This is a genomic window from Streptococcus sp. HMSC073F11 (assembly GCF_001810785.1).
Classification (GTDB): Bacteria; Bacillota; Bacilli; order Lactobacillales; family Streptococcaceae; genus Streptococcus.
This window is the reverse complement of record NZ_KV802684.1, coordinates 51,518-74,331: the sequence shown is the minus strand read 5'-3', so window position 1 is coordinate 74,331 and position 22,814 is coordinate 51,518. Positions and strand designations below refer to the sequence as shown.

Genomic DNA, 22,814 nt, shown 5'->3' with positions numbered 1-22,814 from the left:
AAGGGGTTTTTGTAACATGGCAAAACTTACTGTTAAAGACGTTGACTTGAAAGGTAAAAAAGTCCTCGTTCGTGTTGACTTCAACGTACCTGTTAAAGATGGCGTGATTACTAATGACAACCGTATCACTGCAGCTCTTCCAACTATCAAGTACATCCTTGAACAAGGTGGACGTGCAATCCTCTTCTCTCACCTTGGACGTGTAAAAGAAGAAGCAGACAAAGAAGGTAAGTCACTCGCTCCTGTAGCTGCTGACTTAGCTGCTAAATTGGGACAAGAAGTTAAATTTATCCCGGGTGTTACACGTGGTGCTGAATTGGAAGCAGCAATCAACGCTCTTGAAGATGGACAAGTTCTCTTGGTTGAAAACACTCGTTTCGAAGATGTTGATGGCAAGAAAGAATCTAAAAATGATCCTGAACTTGGTAAATACTGGGCATCACTTGGAGATGGTATCTTCGTAAACGATGCATTCGGTACAGCTCACCGTGCTCACGCATCTAATGTTGGTATCTCAGCAAACGTTGAAAAAGCAGTTGCTGGTTTCCTTCTTGAAAACGAAATTGCCTACATCCAAGAAGCTGTTGAAGCTCCAGAACGTCCATTCGTAGCGATTCTTGGTGGTTCAAAAGTTTCAGACAAGATTGGTGTTATCGAAAACTTGCTTGAAAAAGCTGATAAAGTTCTTATCGGTGGTGGGATGACTTACACATTCTACAAAGCACAAGGTATCGAAATTGGTAACTCACTTGTTGAAGAAGACAAATTGGATGTTGCAAAATCTCTTCTTGAAAAAGCAAACGGCAAATTGATCTTGCCAGTTGACTCAAAAGAAGCAAATGCATTTGCTGACTATACTGAAGTGAAAGACACTGAAGGTGAAGCAGTAGATCCAGGTTTCCTTGGTTTGGATATCGGTCCAAAATCTATCGCTAAATTCGATCAAGAATTGACTGGTGCGAAGACAGTTGTATGGAACGGACCAATGGGTGTATTTGAAAACCCAGACTTCCAAGCCGGTACAATCGGTGTTATGGACGCTATCGTGAAACAACCAGGCGTGAAATCAATCATCGGTGGTGGTGACTCAGCTGCCGCAGCTATCAACCTTGGTCGTGCAGACAAGTTCTCATGGATCTCTACTGGTGGTGGAGCATCAATGGAACTCCTTGAAGGTAAAGTATTGCCAGGATTGGCAGCTTTGACTGAAAAATAAATAGTTTAACTAAAAGAAGATGGTGTCGCCATCTTCTTTTTTGTACCTTTTTAAATGTATATTATTGCATATATGAAAAGAAAAGGAGTAAATATTTGTATCTTGCCTTGTAAAGTGCTATCATAGGGAGTAACGACTAAATTTAGATAAGGAAATGGCTTATAATGAAAAATAAAAAAGAAGTCTATGGATTTCGTAAAAGCAAAGTTGCGAAAACTTTGTGTGGTGCTGTTTTAGGAACTGCTTTGATTGCTTTTGCAGACAAAGCAGTATTTGCTGATGAAGTTACAGAGACAACTAGTACAAGTACAGTTGAGGTAGCTACTACAGGAAACCCAGCCACAAATTTACCTGAAGCTCAGGGTGAAATGAGCCAAGTTGCCAAAGAAAGCCAAGCTAAGGCTGGTTCCAAAGACTCAGCTTTGCCAGTAGAAGTATCATCAGCTGATTTGGATAAAACAGTTGCCGATGCAAAATCTGCAGGAGTTAAGGTAGTTCAAGATGAAACAAAAGACAAAGGAACAGCCACAACTGCTACAGAGAATGCTCAAAAACAAGATGAGATTAAAAGCGACTATGCTAAACAAGCTGAAGAAATAAAGACAACAACTGAAGCATATAAAAAGGAAGTCGCAGCTCATCAGGCTGAAACAGATAAAATCAATGCTGAAAACAAAGCAGCGGATGACAAGTACCAAAAAGATCTAAAAAGTCATCAAGAAGAAGTTGAAAAAATCAACACTGCCAATTCTACAGCTAAAGCAGAATATGAGGCTAAGCTAGCACAATATCAAAAAGATTTAGCAACTGTCAAAAAAGCAAATGAAGATAGTCAACAGGATTATCAAAATAAACTTTCAGCTTACCAGACAGAATTAGCTCGAGTACAAAAAGCGAATGCTGAAGCTAAAGAGGCTTATGATAAAGCAGTAAAAGAAAACACTGCGAAAAACGAAGCGCTTAAAGCTGAAAATGAAGCGATTAAACAGCGTAATGAAACTGCCAAAGCAAACTATGAAGCAGCGATGAAGCAGTATGAAGCAGATCTTGCAGCTATTAAGAAAGCTAAAGAGGATAATGATGCTGATTATCAAGCTAAATTAGCAGCTTATCAAACAGAGTTAGCTCGAGTACAAAAGGCTAATGCTGATGCAAAAGCAGCCTATGAAAAGGCTGTTGAAGAAAACACAGCTAAAAACAATGCTATCCAAGCTGAAAATGAAGCGATTAAGCAACGAAACGAAACAGCCAAGGCAACTTATGATGCTAAAATAGCACAATACGAAAGAGACTTGGCAGCAGTCAAACAAGCGAATGCAGCTAACGAAACAGACTACCATGCTAAGCTAGCGGCTTATCAGACAGAACTAGCTCGCGTTCAAAAAGCAAATGCCGATGCAAAAGCAGCCTATGAAAAGGCTGTTGAAGACAATAAGGCAAAAAATGCTGCGATTAAAGCTGAGAATGAAGAAATCAAGCAACGTAATGCCGTGGCTAAAACAGATTACGAAGCTAAAGTTGCAAAATATGAAGCAGATCTTGCCAAGTATAAGAAAGATGTAGATGAGTATCCAGCTAAATTAAAGGCATATGAAGATGAGCAGGCCAAAATTAAGGCTGCATTGGTAGAACTTGAAAAAAACAAGGATCAGGACGGGTACTTGTCTAAGCCATCTGCTCAGAGCTTGGTTTATGATTTAGAATCGAAAGCTCAACTGGACCTTAAAACAGAAGGAAAACTTCTTACAGCAGCAGCAGTTGATGAAGCCTTTAAGAAAGACACAGTACAATATGGCAAGAAAAATCTTCAGTTAGACAATCTTAATGTCAAGAACTTGGAGAACGGTGCCACGACTTCTTCAGTGGAATTGTATGGTAATATTGGAGACAAATCAGACTGGACAACCAATGTAGGGAATAAAACAGAAGTTAAATGGGGCTCTGTTCTTCTAGAACGTGGGCAAAGCGTAACTGCAACGTATACCAACCTTCAAAATTCATACTACAACGGTAAAAAGATTTCCAAGATTGTTTACAAATATACTGTAGATCCTTCTTCCCAATTTAAAAATCCTACTGGGAAAGTTTGGTTGGGAATCTTTAGTGACCCAACTTTGGGAGTCTTTGCTTCTGCTTACACTGGTGATGTTGAAAAAGGGACTTCAATTTTCATTAAAAATGAATTTACCTTCTATGATGAAAATGACCAACCAATTAATTTCGACAATGCCCTTCTTTCAGTAGCATCTCTAAATAGAGAAAATAATTCTATTGAGATGGCCAAGGATTACACTGGTAACTTTATTAAAATTTCTGGATCTTCTGTTGGAGAAAAAGACGGAAAAATTTATGCTACAGAAACCTTGAACTTTAAAAAAGACCAAGGTGGATCTCGTTGGACTATGTATCCAAATGGTCAACCTGGTTCAGGTTGGGATTCATCAGATGCTCCAAACTCTTGGTATGGTGCAGGAGCAATTAGCATGTCTGGTTCAACTAACCGTGTTACTGTCGGTGCCATTTCAGCTACTTTAGTAGTTCCTTCTGATCCAGTTATGGCGGTTGATACAGGTAAAAGACCAAACATCTGGTACTCACTCAATGGTAAGATTCGTACCGTTAACGTTCCGAAAATTACAAAAGAAAAACCAACTCCACCGGTAGCACCAACTGCACCACAAGCTCCTACTTATGAAGTGGAAAAACCATTGGAACCAGCTCCAGTAGTACCAAACTACGAAAATGAGCCAACTCCACCGGTAAAAACTCCAGACCAACCGGAGCCATCAAAACCAGAAGAGCCAACATATGAGACAGAGAAACCATTGGAACCAGCTCCAGTAGCACCAACATATGAAAATGAGCCAACTCCACCGGTTAAGACTCCAGATCAACCGGAGCCATCAAAACCGGAAGAGCCAACATATGAGACAGAGAAGCCATTGGAGCCAGTACCAGTAGCACCAACATATGAAAATGAGCCAACTCCACCGGTTAAGACTCCAGATCAACCGGAGCCATCAAAACCAAAGGATCCAGACAAACCGACACCAATTCCAACTCCAAAACCAAAGGATCCAGACAAACCTGAGACACCAAAAGAACCAAGAGTTCCTAGTCCAAAAGTTGAAGAACCTTCAGCACCAATTCCTGTTTCTGTTGGTAAAGAAATAACTACACTTCCAAAAACAGGAACAAATGATTCAAGCTACATGCCATATCTTGGTCTAGCTGCCTTAGTAGGAGTTTTAGGACTTGGTCAGTTGAAACGAAAAGAGGACGAAAGCAAGTAAGCTCTAAAAGTTAAATAGAAAAGAGGAACTCTGTTTCCTCTTTTTTTTGCCTAAATTAAAAACGCTTCCTATTGATTTTTACTCATAAAATCAACTAATTTATGATAAAATGGAAGTAGAAAGTTGAGATTATGGGTTATTTTAAAAAATATAAATTTGATAAGTCACAGTTCAAGCTTGGTCTACGAACCTTTAAAACCGGTATTGCTGTTTTTTTAGTTCTCTTGATTTTTGGATTTTTTGGTTGGAAGGGACTTCAAATTGGAGCTTTGACAGCAGTCTTTAGTTTGAGAGAAAGCTTTGATAAGAGTGTTCATTTTGGAACTTCACGTATTCTAGGAAATAGTATCGGTGGTTTCTATGCCCTTATCTTTTTTTTCTTAAATACCTTATTTCAAGAAGCCTTTTGGGTGACCTTGGTAGTTGTTCCAATCTGCACTATGTTAACCATTATGACAAATGTAGCCATGAATAACAAAGCAGGGGTTATTGGTGGTGTAGCAGCTATGTTAATCATTACCCTATCGATTCCGAGCGGAGAGACAATTTTGTACGTATTTGCGCGTGTATCAGAAACTTTCATGGGAGTTTTTGTCGCAATTCTTGTAAATTACGATATTGATCGTATTCGGCTCTTTTTAGAGAAAAAAGAAAAATAATGTTACATTTTATAACATTATCATTTGACGTTTGTCTTTTTTTAGACTATAATAGACAGAAAGAAGGAAATTGTAAATGAAGGAAAAAGAATTTCGCCGAAATATGGCTGTTTTTCCTATCGGCAGTGTTATGAAGTTGACCGATCTATCGGCGCGTCAGATTCGTTATTATGAAGATCAAGAGTTGATTAAGCCAGATCGAAACGAAGGGAACCGTCGCATGTATTCCTTGAATGACATGGATCGTCTGCTTGAGATCAAAGATTATATCTCTGAAGGTTATAATATCGCTGCCATTAAGAAAAAATATGCTGAACGTGAAGCGAAATCCAAGAAAGCGGTGAGTCAGACTGAGGTGCGTCGTGCACTTCACAATGAACTCCTCCAACAGGGTCGCTTTGCTTCAGTACAGTCACCTTTTGGTCGCGGTTAGGCAACCGCAAGTAGTCATACATTAAGGAGAAAACTCATGCCAATCACAGCTGCAGATATTCGTCGTGAAGTCAAGGAAAAAAATGTTACCTTTATTCGTCTCATGTTCTCAGATATTTTGGGAACCATGAAAAACGTCGAAATTCCTGCTACAGATGAACAGTTAGATAAAGTCTTGTCGAACAAGGCTATGTTTGATGGATCTTCTATTGAAGGTTTTGTACGTATCAATGAGTCAGATATGTACTTGTACCCAGACTTGGATACATGGACAGTCTTCCCTTGGGGAGATGAAAATGGAAGTGTTGCAGGTTTGATCTGTGATGTCTATACAACAGAAGGTGAACCATTTGCAGGAGACCCTCGTGGCAATTTGAAACGTGCTCTTCGTCACATGGAAGAAGTAGGATTCAATTCCTTCAACCTTGGGCCAGAACCAGAATTCTTCCTATTTAAACTGGATGAAAATGGGGATCCAACACTTGAAGTAAATGACAAGGGTGGCTACTTTGATTTGGCACCTACTGACCTTGCGGACAATACACGTCGTGAGATTGTCAATGTCTTGACCAAAATGGGATTTGAAGTAGAAGCCAGTCACCATGAGGTTGCGGTTGGGCAACACGAGATTGACTTTAAGTACGATGAAGTTCTCCGTGCCTGTGATAAGATTCAAATCTTTAAACTTGTTGTTAAAACCATTGCTCGCAAACATGGGCTTTACGCAACCTTCATGGCGAAACCAAAATTTGGTATCGCTGGATCAGGTATGCACTGTAATATGTCCTTGTTTGATGCAGAAGGAAACAATGCCTTCTTTGATCCAAATGATCCAAAAGGAATGCAGTTGTCAGAAACGGCCTACCATTTCCTTGGCGGTTTGATTAAGCATGCCTACAACTATACTGCCATCATGAACCCAACAGTTAATTCATACAAACGTTTGGTTCCAGGTTATGAAGCACCGGTTTACATTGCTTGGGCTGGTCGTAACCGTTCGCCACTTGTGCGCGTGCCTGCTTCACGTGGTATGGGGACTCGTCTTGAGTTGCGTTCAGTGGATCCAATGGCGAACCCGTACATCGCTATGGCAGTTCTTTTGGAAGTTGGTTTGCATGGTATTGAAAATAAAATCGAAGCACCAGCTCCTATCGAAGAAAATATCTACATCATGACAGCAGAAGAGCGCAAGGAAGCTGGTATTACAGACCTTCCATCAACCCTTCACAACGCTTTGAAAGCTCTGACTGAAGATGAAGTTGTCAGAGCGGCTCTCGGAGAACATATTTATACTAGTTTCCTCGAAGCTAAACGAATCGAATGGGCAAGTTATGCAACCTTCGTTTCACAATGGGAAATTGATAACTATTTAGACCTTTACTAATACTAATATAGAAGAAAGATTGCCTGAGGGCGGTCTTTTTTCTTGCGTTTTATATCGAGGTGTGATATATTTTATATAACGAAGTGCGATATATCGAATTGAATAGGAGGTGAATGCAAATGGAATTAACGGATAAGATTCGTCGAGTTTATCTTCCGATGACGGAAACGGGTTTTTATATCTTGTTCTGTCTGCAAAAGGAAGGTCATGGGTACAGTATTACGCAAAAGGTCAAGGAGATGACAGATTTGCAAGTTTCGATTAGTCCTGGAACTATGTATGGAACCTTGTCAAAGATGGAAAAGGATGGTTTGATTTCCTTTGTCCGCGAAGAGGAAAAACGGAAAATCTATCAGATTACAGACTTGGGACGCAAAGTCTTAGATATTGAATTGAAGCGTATTGAACGGCTCTATAGAAACAGTCGGGAGGAAGGATGATGGAAAAGAAAATTGTTTATCGAATTTTTACAATTGCGGATTATGAGAGGGAGGCTCTATACTTTAGAGAAATGCATGCTAAGGGCTGGAAACTTAGGAAAGTAAGCTATTCTATCTTATTGTTTGCAGTTAAGTATACCTTTGAAAAGTGTAACCCTGAGCAAGTGTCTTATCAGTTGGACTTTTACCCAATGGAAAAATCAGAGAGAGCTTCCTATTTACAACTGTTTAAAGACTGTGGCTGGGAGCATATTACAGACTTTAATAGTTTTTCCTATTTTAGAAAAGTACATTCTGAAATTGAATCGGATGCAGAGTTTGAAATTTATAATGACGCGGCCGGGAAGTTAGCTATGGTTAATCGCATTTTAAGACTGCGATTAGTACCTGTTTTACTTTTGCTAGCCATACATATACCATTCTTACTTAAGTTGCTCAATAAAAGTAATGCGTATGGTCTATGGAGTTTATTTGCGGTCGGGCTAGATATTTTCTTGTCTTTAATCCTTTTGTTAATAGTTGCCTATATTAGCTGGAAGTTATGGCATAAAAAGAAGGAATTATCAGATTTATGATAGGGTAGGTATGCTCAAAATTGGAGGGGAAGTCATGATAAATAAAAAGCAATTTCGGATTTTCACCATTGTTGATTTGGACAAGGAAGAAGAATATTTACATGAGATGCATTTGAAAGGTTGGAAGTATAGAACGAGTCGTTTTGGTTTTTTCTATTTTGACCAATGTCAACCAGACGATGTCATCTACTGTATCTATGATTCTAGATTTCTTAAAAAGTATAAGTATGAACTGCAAGATTTTAGAAATAGAGGTTGGGAATTGATAGGAGCAGGTTCTTGTTCGATTCTTCGTAAATCGTCTTCTAATTTACTTCCAGAAGATAAAGTCTATATGAGTAAGGGGCTCAGATGGGAAGTTATGCGAAATAGACTTCGTTCATGTACAGTTGCTTTCTCAGGCGGTCTTGTTGTTTGTATGAGTTCGTTTAGAGAAGATCTTTCTATGTCTTTCTTCATTATTTTTGTTTTATATGCTCTTATGATTTCTTATCTAATCTATGGTTTTTTTAGACTTAAAAGGGCATACCGAGTAGATAAACAGTAAGGTTCTAGGTCTTTAGACTGATTTTTAGCACTCTTTTAACAAGAGTGCTAATTTTTTGAGTTTTTGTCTTGACATTCTCTTTTAAGGGTGTATAATAGAATCATGAGTTAGCACTTGAGTGTATCGAGTGCTAATTGATCAGACAGAGAGGAGTGATGAGATGGTTACAGAGCGTCAGCAGGATATTCTAAATCTGATTATTGACATCTTTACCAAAACGCACGAACCTGTCGGATCCAAAGCCTTGCAAGAGTCTATTAACTCTAGCAGTGCAACTATTCGTAATGACATGGCGGCTCTAGAAAAGCAAGGTTTGCTTGAGAAGGCTCATACTTCAAGTGGTCGGATGCCAAGTGTTGCTGGTTTTCAGTACTATGTAAAACACTCACTGGATTTTGACCGACTGGCTGAAAATGAGGTTTATGAGATTGTCAAAGCCTTTGATCAGGAATTCTTCAAATTGGAGGATATTCTGCAAGAGGCTGCTAACCTGCTGACAGACTTGAGTGGCTGTACGGTAGTAGCACTGGATGTTGAGCCGAGCAGGCAACGTTTGACAGCCTTTGATATAGTTGTTTTGGGGCAACATACAGCCTTGGCAGTATTTACCCTAGACGAGTCTCGAACGGTTACCAGTCAGTTTCTGATTCCAAGGAACTTTTTGCAGGAGGATTTGCTGAAGCTGAAGAGCATCATTCAGGAACGTTTCCTCGGCCACACCGTTCTAGATATTCACTACAAGATTCGGACGGAGATTCCGCAGATTATCCAGCGTTACTTTACAACAACGGACAATGTTATCGATCTCTTTGAACATATCTTTAAAGAAATGTTCAACGAAAACATTGTGGTGGCGGGCAAAGTCAATCTCTTGAATTTTGCCAATCTGGCAGCTTATCAGTTCTTTGACCAACCGCAAAAGGTGGCTCTGGAGATTCGTGAGGGTCTGCGTGAAGATCAGATGCAAAACGTTCGTGTTGCAGACAGTCAAGAGTCCTGTCTAGCCGACCTAGCGGTGATTAGTAGCAAGTTCCTCATTCCTTATCGGGGAGTTGGAATTCTAGCCATTATCGGTCCAGTTAATCTGGATTATCAGCAATTAATCAACCAAGTCAATGTAGTCAATCGTGTTTTGACCATGAAGTTGACAGATTTTTACCGCTACCTCAGCAGTAATCATTACGAAGTACATTAAGATTGAAATCATTAAAGGAGGCGAAAATGGCCCAAGATATAAAAAATGAAGAAGTAGAAGAAGTTCAAGAAGAGGAAGTTGTGGAAACGGTAGAAGAAACAACTCCTGAGAAGTCTGAATTGGACTTGGCAAATGAACGTGCAGATGAGTTCGAAAATAAATATCTTCGCGCTCATGCAGAAATGCAAAATATCCAACGCCGTGCCAATGAAGAGCGTCAAAATTTGCAACGTTATCGTAGCCAGGACTTGGCAAAAGCGATTCTCCCTTCTTTGGACAACCTTGAGCGTGCACTCGCAGTTGAAGGTTTGACAGATGATGTGAAGAAGGGCTTGGAAATGGTGCAAGAAAGCTTGATTCACGCTTTGAAAGAAGAAGGAATCGAAGAAATCGCAGCTGACGGTGAATTTGACCATAACTATCATATGGCCATCCAAACTCTTCCAGCAGACGATGAACACCCAGCAGATACCATCGCTCAAGTTTTCCAAAAAGGCTACAAACTCCATGACCGCATCCTACGCCCAGCTATGGTAGTGGTGTACAACTAGGCTAGAGAACTTAAAAAACTTGTCCGAAACGACAATAAACTATGAAGAAAGATAAAATATATTTGGCTTTGCAATAGTGAGCGAAGCGAACCAAAGACGATACTCTTCGCCGTGGCGCTATTTGCGCAAACTTTTAGACCTTAGGCTCAAAGTTTAGTCAAAGAGATTGACGAAGTCAAGCTCTGACGGCGCCGCCACTTAAGAAGAGTATCAAAAAGAAAAATAGAATATAAAATTTAAGGAGAAAAACACATGTCTAAAATTATCGGTATTGACTTAGGTACAACAAACTCAGCAGTTGCAGTTCTTGAAGGAACTGAAAGCAAAATCATCGCAAACCCAGAAGGAAACCGTACAACTCCATCTGTAGTCTCATTCAAAAACGGTGAAATCATCGTTGGTGATGCTGCAAAACGTCAAGCAGTTACAAATCCAGATACAGTTATCTCTATCAAATCTAAAATGGGAACTTCTGAAAAAGTTTCTGCTAACGGAAAAGAATACACTCCACAAGAAATCTCAGCTATGATTCTTCAATACTTGAAAGGTTATGCTGAAGACTACCTTGGTGAAAAAGTAACCAAAGCAGTTATCACAGTTCCTGCTTACTTCAACGACGCTCAACGTCAAGCCACAAAAGACGCTGGTAAAATCGCTGGTCTTGAAGTAGAACGTATCGTCAACGAACCAACTGCAGCAGCTCTTGCTTATGGTTTGGACAAGACTGACAAAGAAGAAAAAATCTTGGTATTTGACCTTGGTGGTGGTACATTCGACGTCTCTATCCTTGAATTGGGTGACGGTGTCTTCGACGTATTGTCAACTGCAGGGGACAACAAACTCGGTGGTGATGACTTTGACCAAAAAATTATCGACCACTTGGTAGCAGAATTCAAGAAAGAAAACGGTATTGACTTGTCTACTGACAAGATGGCAATGCAACGTTTGAAAGATGCAGCTGAAAAAGCTAAGAAAGACCTTTCTGGTGTAACTTCAACTCAAATCAGCTTGCCATTTATCACTGCTGGTGAAGCTGGACCTCTTCACTTGGAAATGACTTTGACTCGTGCAAAATTTGACGATTTGACTCGTGACCTTGTAGAACGTACAAAAGTTCCAGTTCGTCAAGCCCTTTCTGATGCAGGTTTGAGCTTGTCAGAAATCGACGAAGTTATCCTTGTTGGTGGTTCAACTCGTATCCCTGCCGTTGTTGAAGCTGTTAAGGCTGAAACTGGTAAAGAACCAAACAAATCAGTAAACCCTGATGAAGTAGTTGCTATGGGTGCTGCCATCCAAGGTGGTGTGATTACTGGTGATGTTAAAGACGTTGTCCTTCTTGACGTAACACCATTGTCACTTGGTATCGAAACAATGGGTGGAGTATTTACAAAACTTATCGATCGCAACACTACTATTCCAACATCTAAATCACAAGTCTTCTCAACTGCAGCAGACAACCAACCAGCCGTTGATATCCACGTTCTTCAAGGTGAACGCCCAATGGCAGCAGATAACAAGACTCTTGGACGCTTCCAATTGACAGATATTCCAGCTGCACCTCGTGGAATTCCTCAAATCGAAGTAACTTTCGACATCGACAAGAATGGTATCGTGTCTGTTAAGGCCAAAGATCTTGGAACTCAAAAAGAACAAACTATTGTGATCCAATCAAACTCAGGTTTGACTGACGAAGAAATCGACCGCATGATGAAAGATGCAGAAGCTAACGCTGAAGCAGATAAGAAACGTAAGGAAGAAGTTGACCTTCGTAACGAAGTAGACCAAGCAATCTTTGCGACTGAAAAGACAATCAAGGAAACTGAAGGCAAAGGCTTCGACGCAGAACGTGACGCTGCCCAAGCTGCCCTTGATGACCTTAAGAAAGCGCAAGAAGACAATAACTTGGACGACATGAAAGCAAAACTTGAAGCATTGAACGAAAAAGCTCAAGGCCTTGCTGTTAAACTCTACGAACAAGCTGCAGCAGCGCAACAAGCTCAAGCAGGAGCAGAAGGGGCGCAAGCAACAGGAAACGCAGGCGATGACGTCGTAGACGGAGAGTTTACGGAGAAGTAAGATGAGTGTATTGGATGAAGAGTATCTAAAAAATACACGAAAAGTTTATAATGATTTTTGTAATAAAGCTGATAGTTATGAATCTGCAAAAGATTTTATAGATAATATTCCAGTAGTGTATTTGGCTAGGTATAAAGCAATTATTTTAGCTGAGCATGAAAGTTGTGTTAAAAATGATGAGGCGGTAAGGAATTTTGTTACTTCAGTATTGTTGTCAGCGCTAGTATCAGCACTAGTATCAGCAACCATACAAAAACCAGAATTTATAATATCGTTTATAATTGGCATGGTTTGGGTTGTCTGTGTTTTCCTTCTAATCTATTGGAATTTTATAGCCAATACTAAGAAGAGACAAAAATATATAAATGTTTGTGTGCTTATTGGATATTTAAAATCAAAATAAATTTGATTTAAGTTACTTCACTCATCCACAGAGGTTGCAATCCAGCCTCTGTTTTTCGATAAAATAGAGGATGTTGCGTATGAAAAAAGTACTTTGTATCATTTATCCTAATTTTTCTCTTTATGAGATAACCACTTTAACGAGTACTTTAGCTCTGTCTTTTGATATCACGATTGATTATGTCGCTTCTGAGAATTCGATGGTAGTCTCTGAGGATGGTTTGCCCTGTCAACCGACGAAAACATTGGATCAGCTCTGTATAGAAGATTATTCTTGTGTAATTTTGCCAGGAAAGGTCAATATAGGTCCTGCTCTACAAGATGAGAAATTGATTTCGTTTTTGAGAAGTCTTAATGAGCAAGATATCCTAATTGCAGCCATTTCTTCAGCGCCCATTTTACTAGCGAAAGCTGGCTTGTTGAACGACACGAAATTTACAGGTGGAATTTGGCAAAACTTCTTTGATTATTTTGAATTTCTTCCACGTAAGAATTTTCAACCGAAAGTTCTTGTCCAAGATAAACAAATCATTACGGCTATCGGTTTTGCACATCAAGAGTTTGCAAGAAAAGTGATTTTCGGTTTAGGGTTGGCAGAGAATACGGACAACTATTTTAAAGAACAGAACGAGTATGCTGAAGAGGATTTGATATTTACTCTATCAGATGAAGAGTTTAATCAAGTGAAGCAGAGTATAGAAAACAGCCTCTAAAGATTTACATGAAAATTATAGAAAGGAACAAAGGTGTTCAGGGAATTGAACACGGGCTACGGACTGTGCCAAAAAGATAGTTTTTTCTAGGACGCAAGCGTCCGTCGTCAAAACTCCTATTTTGGCTGTGTCCGTTTGACGCCCTTTGTATCTTGAATTATGAACAATACTGAATTTTATGATCGTCTGGGGGTGTCAAAAAACGCTTCGGCAGACGAAATCAAAAAGGCTTATCGTAAGCTTTCGAAAAAATATCACCCAGATATCAATAAGGAGCCTGGTGCTGAGGAAAAATACAAGGAAGTTCAGGAAGCCTATGAGACTTTGAGTGACGACCAAAAACGGGCAGCCTATGACCAATATGGTGCGGCTGGTGCCAATGGTGGCTTTGGTGGTGCAGGTGGTTTCGGCGGCTTTGACGGGGCAGGAGGCTTCGGTGGTTTTGAAGATATCTTCTCAAGTTTCTTCGGCGGAGGCGGTGCTTCGCGCAATCCAAATGCTCCTCGTCAGGGGGATGACCTCCAGTATCGTGTGAACTTGACCTTTGAAGAAGCTATTTTTGGAGCTGAAAAAGAGGTTAAATACAATCGTGAAGCAAGCTGTAGTACATGTAATGGCTCAGGTGCTAAGCCAGGAACAAGTCCAGTCACTTGTGGACGCTGTCATGGCGCTGGTGTCATTAACGTCGATACACAGACTCCACTTGGTATGATGCGTCGCCAAGTAACCTGTGATGTCTGTCACGGTCGCGGAAAAGAAATCAAAGATCCATGTACAACATGTCACGGAACAGGTCATGAAAAACAAGCTCATAGTGTACATGTAAAAATCCCTGCTGGTGTGGAAACAGGTCAACAAATTCGCCTAGCTGGTCAAGGTGAAGCTGGATTTAACGGTGGACCTTACGGTGACTTGTATGTAGTGGTTTCTGTGGAAGCCAGCGACAAGTTTGAACGTGAAGGAACGACTATCTTCTACAATCTCAACCTCAACTTTGTCCAAGCAGCTCTTGGTGACACAGTTGATATCCCAACTGTTCATGGTGATGTTGAATTGGTTATTCCAGAGGGAACTCAGACTGGTAAGAAATTCCGTTTACGTGGTAAGGGAGCTCCGAGCCTTCGTGGTGGTGCAGTTGGTGACCAATATGTTACCGTTAATGTCGTGACTCCGACAGGCTTGAACGACCGCCAAAAAGCAGCCTTGAAAGAATTCGCAGCTGCAGGCGATTTGAAAGTAAATCCAAAGAAAAAGGGCTTCTTTGACCATATTAAAGATGCCTTTGAAGGAGAATAAAGTAAAAAGAGCCGAGTGGCTCTTTTTGTTTATAGATTTTTTAAAACTTTCCTTAAGTAATGACGGACGGTAGCGACCTTCTTCGAAGTTCCATACTTAAACTTTGAGCCTAGGTCTCAAAGTTTTCGGACACCTAAAACCAAGCTGTTTCAGGTGTTTTCATTACGGCGGAAAGTCTTTGATTTAGTTGTGAAATGGTGAATGAGTTGCCTAAATTATGATGTATAGTTGATGGGATATAACTTGTTTACGTTTTAAAAAGAGCCGTCGGGCTCTTTTTACTTATCTTCAAGTTCCTGTGTTTCTTTGATCACAGCTAGTCTAGTCTGGATATCCTTTTCCAAGACCTTAAACTTGTAAGTCAGGTCTTCTTGGTATTCCTTGAGGAGTTCTTTTTGTTGGTCGATGATTTGCAGGCTGTTTTGGATAATATCCACATCGTCCTTTATAGATTGAACGCGGTCAGTGGTATTCAAGACTTCATCTGTGATGGTTTGGCGATTTTTTGTGACCAGATAACTTCCAGCTGCAGCTCCTGCAAATAGCAGTAGATTGGATAATTTCATAGCAACTCCTTAGGCATTTTTGATGGTTTCAGCGACTTGAGCAAGTTTGTCAAAGTCTGGTTCGTGGGCGATAAAATCAATCTTGAGGTCATCGTCCGCACTGTAACGAGGTACAAGGTGAACGTGGGTATGAAAGACTGTTTGCCCTGCGATTTCTTCACAGTTGGCAATGATATTCATACCAGCAGCCTTGGTAGCTTTTATGACTTTTTGAGCTACTTTTGGTACTTGGGCAAAGAGTTGGCTGGCGCTAGTAGCATCCATTTCTAAAAGATTGCGATAGTGTTTCTTTGGCACGACCAAGGTGTGTCCTGGTGTCACTTGAGAGATATCAAGAAAGGCAAGAACCTGCTCATCTTCATATACTTTTGAAGCAGGAATTTCCCCTGCGATGATTTTACAAAAAATGCAATCTGACATAAAATCTACCTCTACTGTATTGAATTTTGATATAATATAGCTACATTATACCAGATTTGGAGAAAATATGTTAGAAATAAAAAACCTGACAGGTGGCTATGTCCATGTTCCTGTCTTGAAAGATGTGTCCTTTACTGTTGAAAGTGGGCAGCTGGTCGGTCTGATTGGTCTCAATGGTGCTGGGAAATCGACGACTATTAATGAAATTATCGGTCTGTTGACACCTTATAGCGGTTCCATCAATATCAATGGCCTGACCCTGCAAGAAGATGCGACAAGTTACCGCAAGCAGATTGGCTACATTCCTGAGACACCTAGTCTGTATGAGGAATTGACCCTCAGAGAGCATATCGAAACGGTTGCCATGGCTTATGGTATTGAGCAAGATCTTGCTTTTGATCGAGTAGAACCTTTGTTAAAAATGTTCCGTCTGGATCAGAAATTAGACTGGTTCCCTGTTCATTTTTCAAAAGGGATGAAGCAGAAGGTCATGATTATTTGTGCTTTTGTGGTGGATCCGAGTCTTTTCATTGTGGATGAGCCCTTCCTTGGTCTTGATCCGCTGGCTATTGCGGACTTGATTCAGCTTTTGGAAGTGGAAAAGCAAAAAGGCAAGTCTATTCTCATGAGTACCCACGTGCTGGATTCGGCGGAGAAGATGTGTGATGCTTTTGTCATTCTTCACAAAGGAGAAGTGCGTGCTAAGGGAAATCTCCTGCAACTGCGCGAAGTATTTGATATGCCTGAGGCTAGTTTGAATGATATTTACTTGGCTCTGACCAAAGAGGAGGAGCTATGAAAGACTTGTTTTTAAAGAGAAAGCAGGCTTTTCGTAAGGAGTGTCTTGGTTATCTGCGCTATGTTCTCAATGACCATTTTGTCTTGTTCCTGCTTGTTCTGCTGGGCTTTCTAGCCTACCAGTACAGTCAACTCTTACAACATTTTCCTGAAAACCATTGGCCAATTCTTTTGTTTGTAGGAATTACGTCTGTTTTACTTTTGCTTTGGGGAGGAATTGCCACCTATATGGAGGCTCCAGACAAGCTCTTTCTCTTGGTCGGAGAAGAGGAAATCAAACTCCATCTCAAGCGTCAAACTGGCATTTCCCTATTCTTTTGGCTCTTTGTACAGACCCTTTTCTTGCTTTTATTTGCGCCCTTATTTTTAGCCATGGGTTATGGCTTGCCAGTTTTTCTACTCTATGTGCTTTTATTGGGAGTAGGTAAATATTTCCTCTTTCGTCAAAAAGCCAGCAATTTTTTCACTGAAACTGGACTGGATTGGGACTATGTCATTTCCCAAGAAAGCAAGCGTAAGCAAGTCTTGCTTCGTTTCTTTGCCCTCTTTACCCAGGTCAAGGGGATTTCAAACAGTGTCAAACGTCGTGCCTATCTGGACTTTATCTTAAAGGCTGTTCAGAAGGTGCCTGGGAAGATTTGGCAAAATCTCTATCTGCGTTCTTATCTGCGAAATGGAGACCTCTTTTCGCTCAGTCTTCGTCTGCTCTTGCTTTCCATACTGGCGCAGGTCTTTATCGAGCAAGCTTGGATTGCGACAGCAGTGGTGGTTCTCTTTAACTACCTCTTGCTCTTCCAGTTGCTGGCCCTCTATCATGCCTTTGACTACCAGTATTTGACCCAACTCTTTCCGCTGGACAAGGGGCAAAAGGAAAAAGGCTTGCAGGCGGTAGTCCGAGGATTGACCAGTTTTGTTTTACTTGTGGAATTAGTTGTCGGATTGATTACCTTCCAAGAAAAACTAGCCCTTTTAGCCTTACTGGGAGCTGGTTTGGTTTTACTAGTCTTGTATTTACCTTATCAGGTAAAACGTCAGATGCAGGACTAACATTGCCTATATGACACTAAAAAAGAAGTTGAGTTCAGTCTGTCTCAGCTTCTTTTATTTTCTACAAGAGAATGGTTGGCCCGTAGAGGCTCAACTTGGTCTTGACTTGGTCAAAGTGGAAACGGTCATAGGCCCGCCAAGCGGCGCGAGTTGGAGCATCTGGATCAAGAGCGCTGAGTCCCATGAGAAGACTGGAAGTCTGGTAAAATTTTTCCAGTTCAATCAAGACTCGATTATCCACTGTCTCAGCCTTGGCTAGAAAACCAAGAATAGAGTTTAATTGCTCCTGAAAGCGGACGTCGTCAGCGGTTGCCTGTTTGCATACTTGGTAGGCTTTATTTAAGTCAGTAATCAAAGTCTGAGCGGTCTGTATCTGTCATGAGAATTCCTCCTCTAATCTGGGTACTAGTCTTGTTTCTAGCAACTGTGTTTTGATATTGTCAGTTTATCACTTTTATCTCCTTTTTCACCATCAAATCTTTAATTGTCCTTGAAATTTCCTGAATGGTACTGTTAAGATTTTATGATAAAATAGTGGTAAGATTATCATGCTTATTTGAGGAACAAGCTACCCTTCAGGAGCGTTGAAGGCCTGTTTAGGATTTGGTGGGCTCGTATCATAGTATTTTTGCTATTCTCTTTTTAGGAAGAAATTGAAACAAGGGGAGTAAGAAGATGAGAATATTTGTTTTAGAAGATGATTTTTCCCAACAGACTAGGATTGAAACGACGATTGAGAAACTCTTGAAAGAACATCAGATCGTTCCCAGCTCTTTTGAAGTTTTTGGTAAGCCAGACCAGCTGCTGGCAGAGGTGCATGAGAAGGGCTCCCATCAGCTATTCTTTTTGGACATTGAGATTCGAAATGAGGAGATGAAGGGTCTGGAAGTGGCTAGAAGGATTCGGGATCGGGATCCTTATGCATTGATTGTCTTCGTGACGACTCACTCGGAGTTTATGCCCCTGTCCTTTCGCTACCAAGTGTCTGCTTTGGACTACATTGATAAGGCATTATCGGCGGAGGAGTTTGAATCTCGTATCGAGACAGCCCTCCTCTATGCCAATAGTCAAGATAGTAAAAGTCTAGCTGAAGATTGCTTTTATTTTAAATCAAAATTTGCTCAATTCCAGTATCCTTTTAAAGAGGTCTACTATCTCGAAACATCGCCCAGAGCCCATCGTGTTATTCTCTATACCAAGACGGACAGGCTGGAATTTACAGCGAGTTTAGAGGAGGTTTTTAAGCAGGAACCCCGTCTCTTGCAGTGCCATCGCTCTTTTCTCATCAATCCTGCAAATGTGGTGCATTTGGATAAGAAAGAAAAACTGCTTTACTTTCCCAATGGCGGAAGCTGTATGATTGCGCGTTATAAGGTCAGAGAAGTGTCTGAAGCTATCAATAACTTACACTAAGTGAGGTAATGTAATGGAAATAGTTTGGAAGATAGTATATGCATTTTTGATAGCTGGATTGGAATTGTTTATATTTTTTAAGGTGGATGGAATTGTTCTAACTCTGGAGAGATTTTTTAAAGCTTTTCTTTTTAAGTTACTTTTAGCAGTCGTTTTTGTAACGATTAACTATATAGTAGGAAATACTTACCTATCTTATTTTACGGAACCCTTGTACGGTATAGGCTTGTCTTTCTTATTGTTAAGAGGCCTTCCTAAAAAACTCCTTTTCTTTTATGGTCTCTTTCCAATGATATTGGTGAATCTCTTTTATAGAGGTATTTCTTATTTTGTGCTTCCGTTTTTAGACCAAGGGCAAATAAATGACAATTACTCATTTATTTGGGTGTTTATAATGATTTTCAATTTCTTCATTTCTCTAGCCTTTTTGAAATGGTTGGACTATGATTTTACTGGTTTGAGAAAGGAGATTCTCGATAAAGCTTTTCAAAAGTCCCTGACTAAGATTAACTGGATAATGGGGGCCTACTTTCTAGTCATGGAAAATCTGTCTTACTTTGAATATGCATACGATATCCAATCAAAGACTGTTCGCCATCTCATCCTAGTCTTTTACTTGCTCTTTTTTATGGGAATTATTAAGAAATTGGATACCTATTTGAAGGACAAACTCCATGAGAGATTGGACCAAGAGCAGGCCTTGCGCTACAGAGATATGGAACGCTATAGTCGGCATATAGAGGAACTTTACAAGGAAGTGCGGAGTTTTCGCCATGACTACACCAACCTCTTAACCAGCTTACGTCTGGGAATTGAAGAGGAGGATATGGAGCAGATAAAAGAGGTCTACGACTCGGTCTTAAAGGATTCTAGTCAGAAATTGCAGGACAACAAATATGACCTAGGCCGATTGGTGAATATTCGTGACCGTGCCCTCAAAAGTCTTCTAGCAGGGAAATTTCTAAAAGCCAGAGATAAGAAGATTGTCTTTAATGTCGAAGTTCCTGAGGGGAGATTCAGGTAGAGGGGATGAGCTTGCTTGATTTTCTAACCATTGTGTCTATCCTTTGTGACAACGCTATTGAAGCCAGTGCAGAGGCCAGTCAACCTCATGTTTCAATCGCCTTTTTAAAAAATGGGGCACAGGAGACCTTTATCATCGAAAACTCCATCAAAGAAGAGGGCATAGATATTTCTGAAATCTTCTCCTTTGGAGCAAGCTCTAAAGGGGAGGAGAGAGGAGTTGGTCTCTATACCGTCATGAAGATTGTGGAAAGTCATCCTAATACCAGTCTAAATACCACCTGCCAAAATCAAGTCTTTCGTCAGGTTTTAACAGTTCACTCGATGTCAGTTGATGATTAGAAGACTTGTGCAAAGAAGTACTGCCTGTAGTCATCAATTAAAATACTATAGTATGCGAGGTATATTAAATGAATAAGAAATCCTATTTTATCATCTGTTCTACGTTGATTATAGCATCAAATCTTCTCATGATTTCCGTGGTGAACAAGGGAGAAGGAACGGGGAGCAATCTGTTTGTGATTGCTATAGTCTGTGTTTTGCTACCAGCCTTTTTATATGCAGTTGAAAACAGACTTACTTCAATGGTAAGAGTATAATCAATACTCCTGATTCAGTTGACAGTTATATCCCTACTCCGTCTTATCAACAGAATAGGGAGTACGCCTGAAATCCTCAACATTATCATTACCCTTATCGCTTTGGCAAGTGGGACAGCTGCTATCCTTGTTGCGATCATGAGAATATATGAGAACATACGGAAGTGAGGGTGAGTAGTTTTCTATTTTGTATTTTCACATTGTCAAGTTCCCCCAGGGCAAGCATGTTTTTCATGCTTGCTTTTTTAAATTTTTTAACAATTCAAGATGTTTTGATGACCATTTGTGATTTGGATGGAAAATTTTAAAAAATAGTAGTATACTAACCTTATTAAGGTTGCAATAGGACGAAAATAAAAAGAGTATTCCTCGTGAATGCAAAAACAATGTTACCATTGGCTATTATGCTTGCTTAAAGGCTTGAGCCTGTAAGTAGAGGAACTGTACTTGGAGGTAATTATGGATTTCAAAAGTTTTCTTATTGTTTTTGTTGTTGGCATGTTTGTTTCTTTTATTACTTCTTTAATTAGGGAAAAATTTTTAAAATCTCCAAAGAAGAATAAAGATAGATCTAATTAGATAAAAAGATTTTTTATCGCTAGTTTAATCTACAGTGGAGTTTCTTTAATATTGTTTCGCCTGTCAAAATGATATGTGATAGCAGGATAAAAAATCTACAAATTAAGTTGGTATCAATATGGTGTAAAGGGCAAGTATGTTTTTCATGCTTGCTTTTTTAAATTTTTAACAATTCAAGATGTTTTGATGACCATTTATGATTTCAGTGATCCAAGGTCAAAATGAGTGCTATACTAGCAGTGTAAAGGTTCTAGCTCAACAAACATTCAGGAGGAAATCTTATGAAGAAAAAATATTTGTCATTTTCATCTTGTATCTGATCATGTCCATCTTTCTATATCCGCTTAGGGAGAGTGCTTGGTATCAGCTATTCTATACCATAGCCTATGTGATTGCAGTGATGATTTATTTGGCTATCATGAAAAAGAAAGGAGAAAAGAAATGAAAACTTTTCTTGCTAAAAAACGGAACATCTTTCTTGCAAGATTGTTCCTAGGTCAGTTGCCCTTGCTTGTCTCTACTTATCTATTTCTATCTCGTCAGTTTTTAAATTTTTCCTTGGTTTTCCAATTTCTTTTAGTGGTTATTAACTTGGCTTCAATTTTAGTTACTGTTTACCTCACTAGGGAGATGAGGATAAGAGAGTTTGAAGATGATGATTTGGTTAGTCCTAGAACAAATCAACTTATGTTCATTGGTTTGACAGGTTTTATGTCTATTATTTGTTTGTATAGAGGTGTCACAGCAGGAGAATCTTACCAACAACTAATTGCCTATATTGGCGCTATTCTCTGCTTGATTATTATGCTTCTACTCATTTGGGGCTTGAAGTATTATAAAAAGTAGGGGCTAATGAAGTTTTTGTTATGAATACAAAAACGATGTCACAATTTGAAATGATGGATACTGAGATGCTTGCGAAAGTTGAAGGAGGTTTCGGAGGTTGGGGAGATATGGTTGCTGGTTTATTGGGTGGGCTAGCACCTTCTCCAACTTTGGATCAATTAAATGGTAAGTGGCCTATTATACATTTTTCAAAACCATGTGGTCCTTATGGTATAGGGGGAACTCCAAACTCATGTAATGGTATTTAAAAAGGATTGAAGCTATGAAGGCAAAATATGGGAATCAAATTGTTGATGTTTGGGAAATTGGTCAAGCAACTCCTAAACCAAGTTGGGTAGAGGAAGCTTTTCAAAAAAATTATATGGTTTGGTTGGATAATCATGTGCGCATTCTAATGGCAGGTCTTAACACTTCTCTTGCAACTAATATCAAGTTTGGTCTAGTTGGAACAGTTGGAGGAGGATTCGCTGGTTATGGGATGTATGTTCTTGGTTATCCAGGTGATTATATAGATATCACCAATCATAGAGTTGTTTCTGCTAAAACATTTCATAAAAGTTATCAAATTTTAGAAAATGATTAGATGTCATTTAATTGTAATGGAGAAAGCAATGAAAAAAATATTTTTTAAAAAACAGACCATTTTCCTTGCGAGATTGTTCTTAGGTCAGTTGCCTTTACTTGTCTCTACTTATCTATTTCTATCTCGCCAGTTTTTAAATTTTTCCTTGGTTTTCCAATTTC

At 39.7% G+C, this 22,814-nt stretch carries 24 protein-coding genes and 2 pseudogenes; 23 read left to right on the top strand and 3 right to left on the bottom strand.

Annotated elements, in window-relative coordinates; translation table 11 throughout:
- The first annotated feature begins 16 nt into the window (after nucleotides 1-16).
- The 14 genes from HMPREF2764_RS01050 to dnaJ all read left to right on the top strand — a co-directional run bounded on the left by HMPREF2764_RS01050 (nucleotide 17) and on the right by dnaJ (nucleotide 14,779).
- The gene (locus HMPREF2764_RS01050) at nucleotides 17-1,216 is read left to right on the top strand and encodes a phosphoglycerate kinase (RefSeq protein ID WP_070526526.1); all 1,200 of its coding nucleotides are present in this window, start codon (nucleotides 17-19) and stop codon (nucleotides 1,214-1,216) included.
- A gap of 164 nt (nucleotides 1,217-1,380) precedes the next feature.
- A complete protein-coding gene (locus HMPREF2764_RS01045; protein ID WP_083306566.1) occupies nucleotides 1,381-4,509 on the top strand; it encodes an antigen I/II family LPXTG-anchored adhesin in 3,129 nt (1,042 codons plus the stop codon).
- Between the two features lie 131 nt (nucleotides 4,510-4,640).
- On the top strand, nucleotides 4,641-5,168 hold the full coding sequence (locus HMPREF2764_RS01040) for an FUSC family protein (RefSeq protein WP_070526522.1): 528 nt from the start codon (nucleotides 4,641-4,643) through the stop codon (nucleotides 5,166-5,168).
- Nucleotides 5,169-5,244: 76 nt separating this feature from the next.
- The gene (gene glnR, locus HMPREF2764_RS01035) at nucleotides 5,245-5,601 is read left to right on the top strand and encodes a transcriptional repressor GlnR (RefSeq protein ID WP_000659547.1); all 357 of its coding nucleotides are present in this window, start codon (nucleotides 5,245-5,247) and stop codon (nucleotides 5,599-5,601) included.
- A gap of 36 nt (nucleotides 5,602-5,637) precedes the next feature.
- A complete protein-coding gene (gene glnA / locus HMPREF2764_RS01030; RefSeq protein ID WP_070526519.1) occupies nucleotides 5,638-6,984 on the top strand; it encodes a type I glutamate--ammonia ligase in 1,347 nt (448 codons plus the stop codon).
- 119 nt (nucleotides 6,985-7,103) lie between these two features.
- Nucleotides 7,104-7,424: a PadR family transcriptional regulator gene (locus tag HMPREF2764_RS01025; RefSeq protein ID WP_031233152.1), complete on the top strand. Its 321-nt coding sequence runs from the start codon at nucleotides 7,104-7,106 to the stop codon at nucleotides 7,422-7,424.
- The gene (locus tag HMPREF2764_RS01020; RefSeq protein WP_070526516.1) at nucleotides 7,424-7,999 is read left to right on the top strand and encodes a DUF2812 domain-containing protein; all 576 of its coding nucleotides are present in this window, start codon (nucleotides 7,424-7,426) and stop codon (nucleotides 7,997-7,999) included. The genes HMPREF2764_RS01025 and HMPREF2764_RS01020 overlap by 1 nt, the downstream gene beginning before the upstream one ends.
- Before the next feature lie 34 nt (nucleotides 8,000-8,033).
- Nucleotides 8,034-8,546, top strand: a complete 513-nt coding sequence (locus HMPREF2764_RS01015; protein WP_070526504.1) for a DUF2812 domain-containing protein — start codon at nucleotides 8,034-8,036, stop codon at nucleotides 8,544-8,546.
- A gap of 160 nt (nucleotides 8,547-8,706) precedes the next feature.
- Nucleotides 8,707-9,741 (top strand): heat-inducible transcriptional repressor HrcA, encoded by a 1,035-nt coding sequence (hrcA, locus tag HMPREF2764_RS01010; RefSeq protein ID WP_000255759.1) that lies wholly within the window; start codon nucleotides 8,707-8,709, stop codon nucleotides 9,739-9,741.
- 26 nt (nucleotides 9,742-9,767) lie between these two features.
- The gene (gene grpE, locus HMPREF2764_RS01005) at nucleotides 9,768-10,292 is read left to right on the top strand and encodes a nucleotide exchange factor GrpE (RefSeq protein ID WP_000046038.1); all 525 of its coding nucleotides are present in this window, start codon (nucleotides 9,768-9,770) and stop codon (nucleotides 10,290-10,292) included.
- Between the two features lie 252 nt (nucleotides 10,293-10,544).
- A complete protein-coding gene (gene dnaK / locus HMPREF2764_RS01000; protein ID WP_000034661.1) occupies nucleotides 10,545-12,368 on the top strand; it encodes a molecular chaperone DnaK in 1,824 nt (607 codons plus the stop codon).
- A gap of 1 nt (nucleotide 12,369) precedes the next feature.
- Nucleotides 12,370-12,771 (top strand): hypothetical protein, encoded by a 402-nt coding sequence (locus HMPREF2764_RS00995; protein WP_000114425.1) that lies wholly within the window; start codon nucleotides 12,370-12,372, stop codon nucleotides 12,769-12,771.
- Between the two features lie 79 nt (nucleotides 12,772-12,850).
- The gene (locus HMPREF2764_RS00990) at nucleotides 12,851-13,483 is read left to right on the top strand and encodes a DJ-1/PfpI family protein (protein WP_070526500.1); all 633 of its coding nucleotides are present in this window, start codon (nucleotides 12,851-12,853) and stop codon (nucleotides 13,481-13,483) included.
- A gap of 159 nt (nucleotides 13,484-13,642) precedes the next feature.
- Nucleotides 13,643-14,779 carry a molecular chaperone DnaJ gene (gene dnaJ, locus HMPREF2764_RS00985; RefSeq protein ID WP_001066308.1) on the top strand — a complete coding sequence of 379 codons (1,137 nt, stop codon included), beginning with the start codon at nucleotides 13,643-13,645 and terminating at the stop codon, nucleotides 14,777-14,779.
- 278 nt (nucleotides 14,780-15,057) lie between these two features.
- Here the strand turns inward: dnaJ and HMPREF2764_RS00980 are convergent, their stop codons facing one another.
- A complete protein-coding gene (locus tag HMPREF2764_RS00980) occupies nucleotides 15,058-15,345 on the bottom strand; it encodes a hypothetical protein (protein WP_070526497.1) in 288 nt (95 codons plus the stop codon).
- A 9-nt stretch (nucleotides 15,346-15,354) separates the two neighbouring features.
- A complete protein-coding gene (locus tag HMPREF2764_RS00975; protein WP_070526495.1) occupies nucleotides 15,355-15,765 on the bottom strand; it encodes an HIT family protein in 411 nt (136 codons plus the stop codon).
- Between the two features lie 67 nt (nucleotides 15,766-15,832).
- Here HMPREF2764_RS00975 and HMPREF2764_RS00970 point away from each other — a divergent pair, with 67 nt between their 5' ends.
- Together HMPREF2764_RS00970 and HMPREF2764_RS00965 are read left to right on the top strand one after the other, a co-directional pair.
- On the top strand, nucleotides 15,833-16,564 hold the full coding sequence (locus HMPREF2764_RS00970; protein WP_070526491.1) for an ABC transporter ATP-binding protein: 732 nt from the start codon (nucleotides 15,833-15,835) through the stop codon (nucleotides 16,562-16,564).
- Nucleotides 16,561-17,610 (top strand): ABC transporter permease, encoded by a 1,050-nt coding sequence (locus HMPREF2764_RS00965; protein ID WP_070526488.1) that lies wholly within the window; start codon nucleotides 16,561-16,563, stop codon nucleotides 17,608-17,610. Before HMPREF2764_RS00970 ends, HMPREF2764_RS00965 begins: the two co-directional genes overlap by 4 nt.
- A gap of 61 nt (nucleotides 17,611-17,671) precedes the next feature.
- Here HMPREF2764_RS00965 and HMPREF2764_RS00960 read toward each other — a convergent pair whose 3' ends face one another.
- Complete coding sequence (locus tag HMPREF2764_RS00960) at nucleotides 17,672-17,983, bottom strand: helicase BlpT (protein ID WP_070526485.1); 312 nt, start codon at nucleotides 17,981-17,983, stop codon at nucleotides 17,672-17,674.
- A gap of 302 nt (nucleotides 17,984-18,285) precedes the next feature.
- On the opposite strand from HMPREF2764_RS00960, the gene HMPREF2764_RS00955 reads away from it, so the two are divergent.
- The 7 genes and pseudogenes from HMPREF2764_RS00955 to HMPREF2764_RS09470 all read left to right on the top strand — a co-directional run.
- On the top strand, nucleotides 18,286-19,023 hold the full coding sequence (locus HMPREF2764_RS00955) for a response regulator transcription factor (protein ID WP_070526483.1): 738 nt from the start codon (nucleotides 18,286-18,288) through the stop codon (nucleotides 19,021-19,023).
- 13 nt (nucleotides 19,024-19,036) lie between these two features.
- Nucleotides 19,037-20,388 (top strand): annotated as a pseudogene (locus HMPREF2764_RS00950) (sensor histidine kinase).
- Between the two features lie 716 nt (nucleotides 20,389-21,104).
- Nucleotides 21,105-21,224: a PncF family bacteriocin immunity protein gene (locus HMPREF2764_RS10225; RefSeq protein ID WP_004269601.1), complete on the top strand. Its 120-nt coding sequence runs from the start codon at nucleotides 21,105-21,107 to the stop codon at nucleotides 21,222-21,224.
- Nucleotides 21,225-21,665: 441 nt separating this feature from the next.
- Nucleotides 21,666-22,070, top strand: coding sequence for an immunity protein (locus tag HMPREF2764_RS00935; RefSeq protein WP_070526476.1), 405 nt, complete (start codon nucleotides 21,666-21,668; stop codon nucleotides 22,068-22,070).
- A gap of 20 nt (nucleotides 22,071-22,090) precedes the next feature.
- Nucleotides 22,091-22,318 carry a Blp family class II bacteriocin gene (locus tag HMPREF2764_RS00930; RefSeq protein WP_001093489.1) on the top strand — a complete coding sequence of 76 codons (228 nt, stop codon included), beginning with the start codon at nucleotides 22,091-22,093 and terminating at the stop codon, nucleotides 22,316-22,318.
- Nucleotides 22,319-22,332: 14 nt separating this feature from the next.
- The gene (locus HMPREF2764_RS00925) at nucleotides 22,333-22,653 is read left to right on the top strand and encodes a hypothetical protein (protein WP_000645118.1); all 321 of its coding nucleotides are present in this window, start codon (nucleotides 22,333-22,335) and stop codon (nucleotides 22,651-22,653) included.
- A 28-nt stretch (nucleotides 22,654-22,681) separates the two neighbouring features.
- Nucleotides 22,682-22,814: pseudogene (locus HMPREF2764_RS09470) on the top strand (immunity protein); the annotation flags it as partial.

What these genes read in the sequence shown, in the direction of transcription:
- HMPREF2764_RS01050 (WP_070526526.1), top strand. Translation starts at nt 17, where the DNA reads ATGGCAAAACTTACTGTTAAAGACGTTGACTTGAAAGGTAAAAAAGTC.
- HMPREF2764_RS01045 (WP_083306566.1), top strand. Translation starts at nt 1,381, where the DNA reads ATGAAAAATAAAAAAGAAGTCTATGGATTTCGTAAAAGCAAAGTTGCG.
- HMPREF2764_RS01040 (WP_070526522.1), top strand. Translation starts at nt 4,641, where the DNA reads ATGGGTTATTTTAAAAAATATAAATTTGATAAGTCACAGTTCAAGCTT.
- glnR (WP_000659547.1), top strand. Translation starts at nt 5,245, where the DNA reads ATGAAGGAAAAAGAATTTCGCCGAAATATGGCTGTTTTTCCTATCGGC.
- glnA (WP_070526519.1), top strand. Translation starts at nt 5,638, where the DNA reads ATGCCAATCACAGCTGCAGATATTCGTCGTGAAGTCAAGGAAAAAAAT.
- HMPREF2764_RS01025 (WP_031233152.1), top strand. Translation starts at nt 7,104, where the DNA reads ATGGAATTAACGGATAAGATTCGTCGAGTTTATCTTCCGATGACGGAA.
- HMPREF2764_RS01020 (WP_070526516.1), top strand. Translation starts at nt 7,424, where the DNA reads ATGGAAAAGAAAATTGTTTATCGAATTTTTACAATTGCGGATTATGAG.
- HMPREF2764_RS01015 (WP_070526504.1), top strand. Translation starts at nt 8,034, where the DNA reads ATGATAAATAAAAAGCAATTTCGGATTTTCACCATTGTTGATTTGGAC.
- hrcA (WP_000255759.1), top strand. Translation starts at nt 8,707, where the DNA reads ATGGTTACAGAGCGTCAGCAGGATATTCTAAATCTGATTATTGACATC.
- grpE (WP_000046038.1), top strand. Translation starts at nt 9,768, where the DNA reads ATGGCCCAAGATATAAAAAATGAAGAAGTAGAAGAAGTTCAAGAAGAG.
- dnaK (WP_000034661.1), top strand. Translation starts at nt 10,545, where the DNA reads ATGTCTAAAATTATCGGTATTGACTTAGGTACAACAAACTCAGCAGTT.
- HMPREF2764_RS00995 (WP_000114425.1), top strand. Translation starts at nt 12,370, where the DNA reads ATGAGTGTATTGGATGAAGAGTATCTAAAAAATACACGAAAAGTTTAT.
- HMPREF2764_RS00990 (WP_070526500.1), top strand. Translation starts at nt 12,851, where the DNA reads ATGAAAAAAGTACTTTGTATCATTTATCCTAATTTTTCTCTTTATGAG.
- dnaJ (WP_001066308.1), top strand. Translation starts at nt 13,643, where the DNA reads ATGAACAATACTGAATTTTATGATCGTCTGGGGGTGTCAAAAAACGCT.
- HMPREF2764_RS00980 (WP_070526497.1), bottom strand. Translation starts at nt 15,345, where the DNA reads ATGAAATTATCCAATCTACTGCTATTTGCAGGAGCTGCAGCTGGAAGT.
- HMPREF2764_RS00975 (WP_070526495.1), bottom strand. Translation starts at nt 15,765, where the DNA reads ATGTCAGATTGCATTTTTTGTAAAATCATCGCAGGGGAAATTCCTGCT.
- HMPREF2764_RS00970 (WP_070526491.1), top strand. Translation starts at nt 15,833, where the DNA reads ATGTTAGAAATAAAAAACCTGACAGGTGGCTATGTCCATGTTCCTGTC.
- HMPREF2764_RS00965 (WP_070526488.1), top strand. Translation starts at nt 16,561, where the DNA reads ATGAAAGACTTGTTTTTAAAGAGAAAGCAGGCTTTTCGTAAGGAGTGT.
- HMPREF2764_RS00955 (WP_070526483.1), top strand. Translation starts at nt 18,286, where the DNA reads ATGAGAATATTTGTTTTAGAAGATGATTTTTCCCAACAGACTAGGATT.
- HMPREF2764_RS10225 (WP_004269601.1), top strand. Translation starts at nt 21,105, where the DNA reads ATGGATTTCAAAAGTTTTCTTATTGTTTTTGTTGTTGGCATGTTTGTT.
- HMPREF2764_RS00935 (WP_070526476.1), top strand. Translation starts at nt 21,666, where the DNA reads ATGAAAACTTTTCTTGCTAAAAAACGGAACATCTTTCTTGCAAGATTG.
- HMPREF2764_RS00930 (WP_001093489.1), top strand. Translation starts at nt 22,091, where the DNA reads ATGAATACAAAAACGATGTCACAATTTGAAATGATGGATACTGAGATG.
- HMPREF2764_RS00925 (WP_000645118.1), top strand. Translation starts at nt 22,333, where the DNA reads ATGAAGGCAAAATATGGGAATCAAATTGTTGATGTTTGGGAAATTGGT.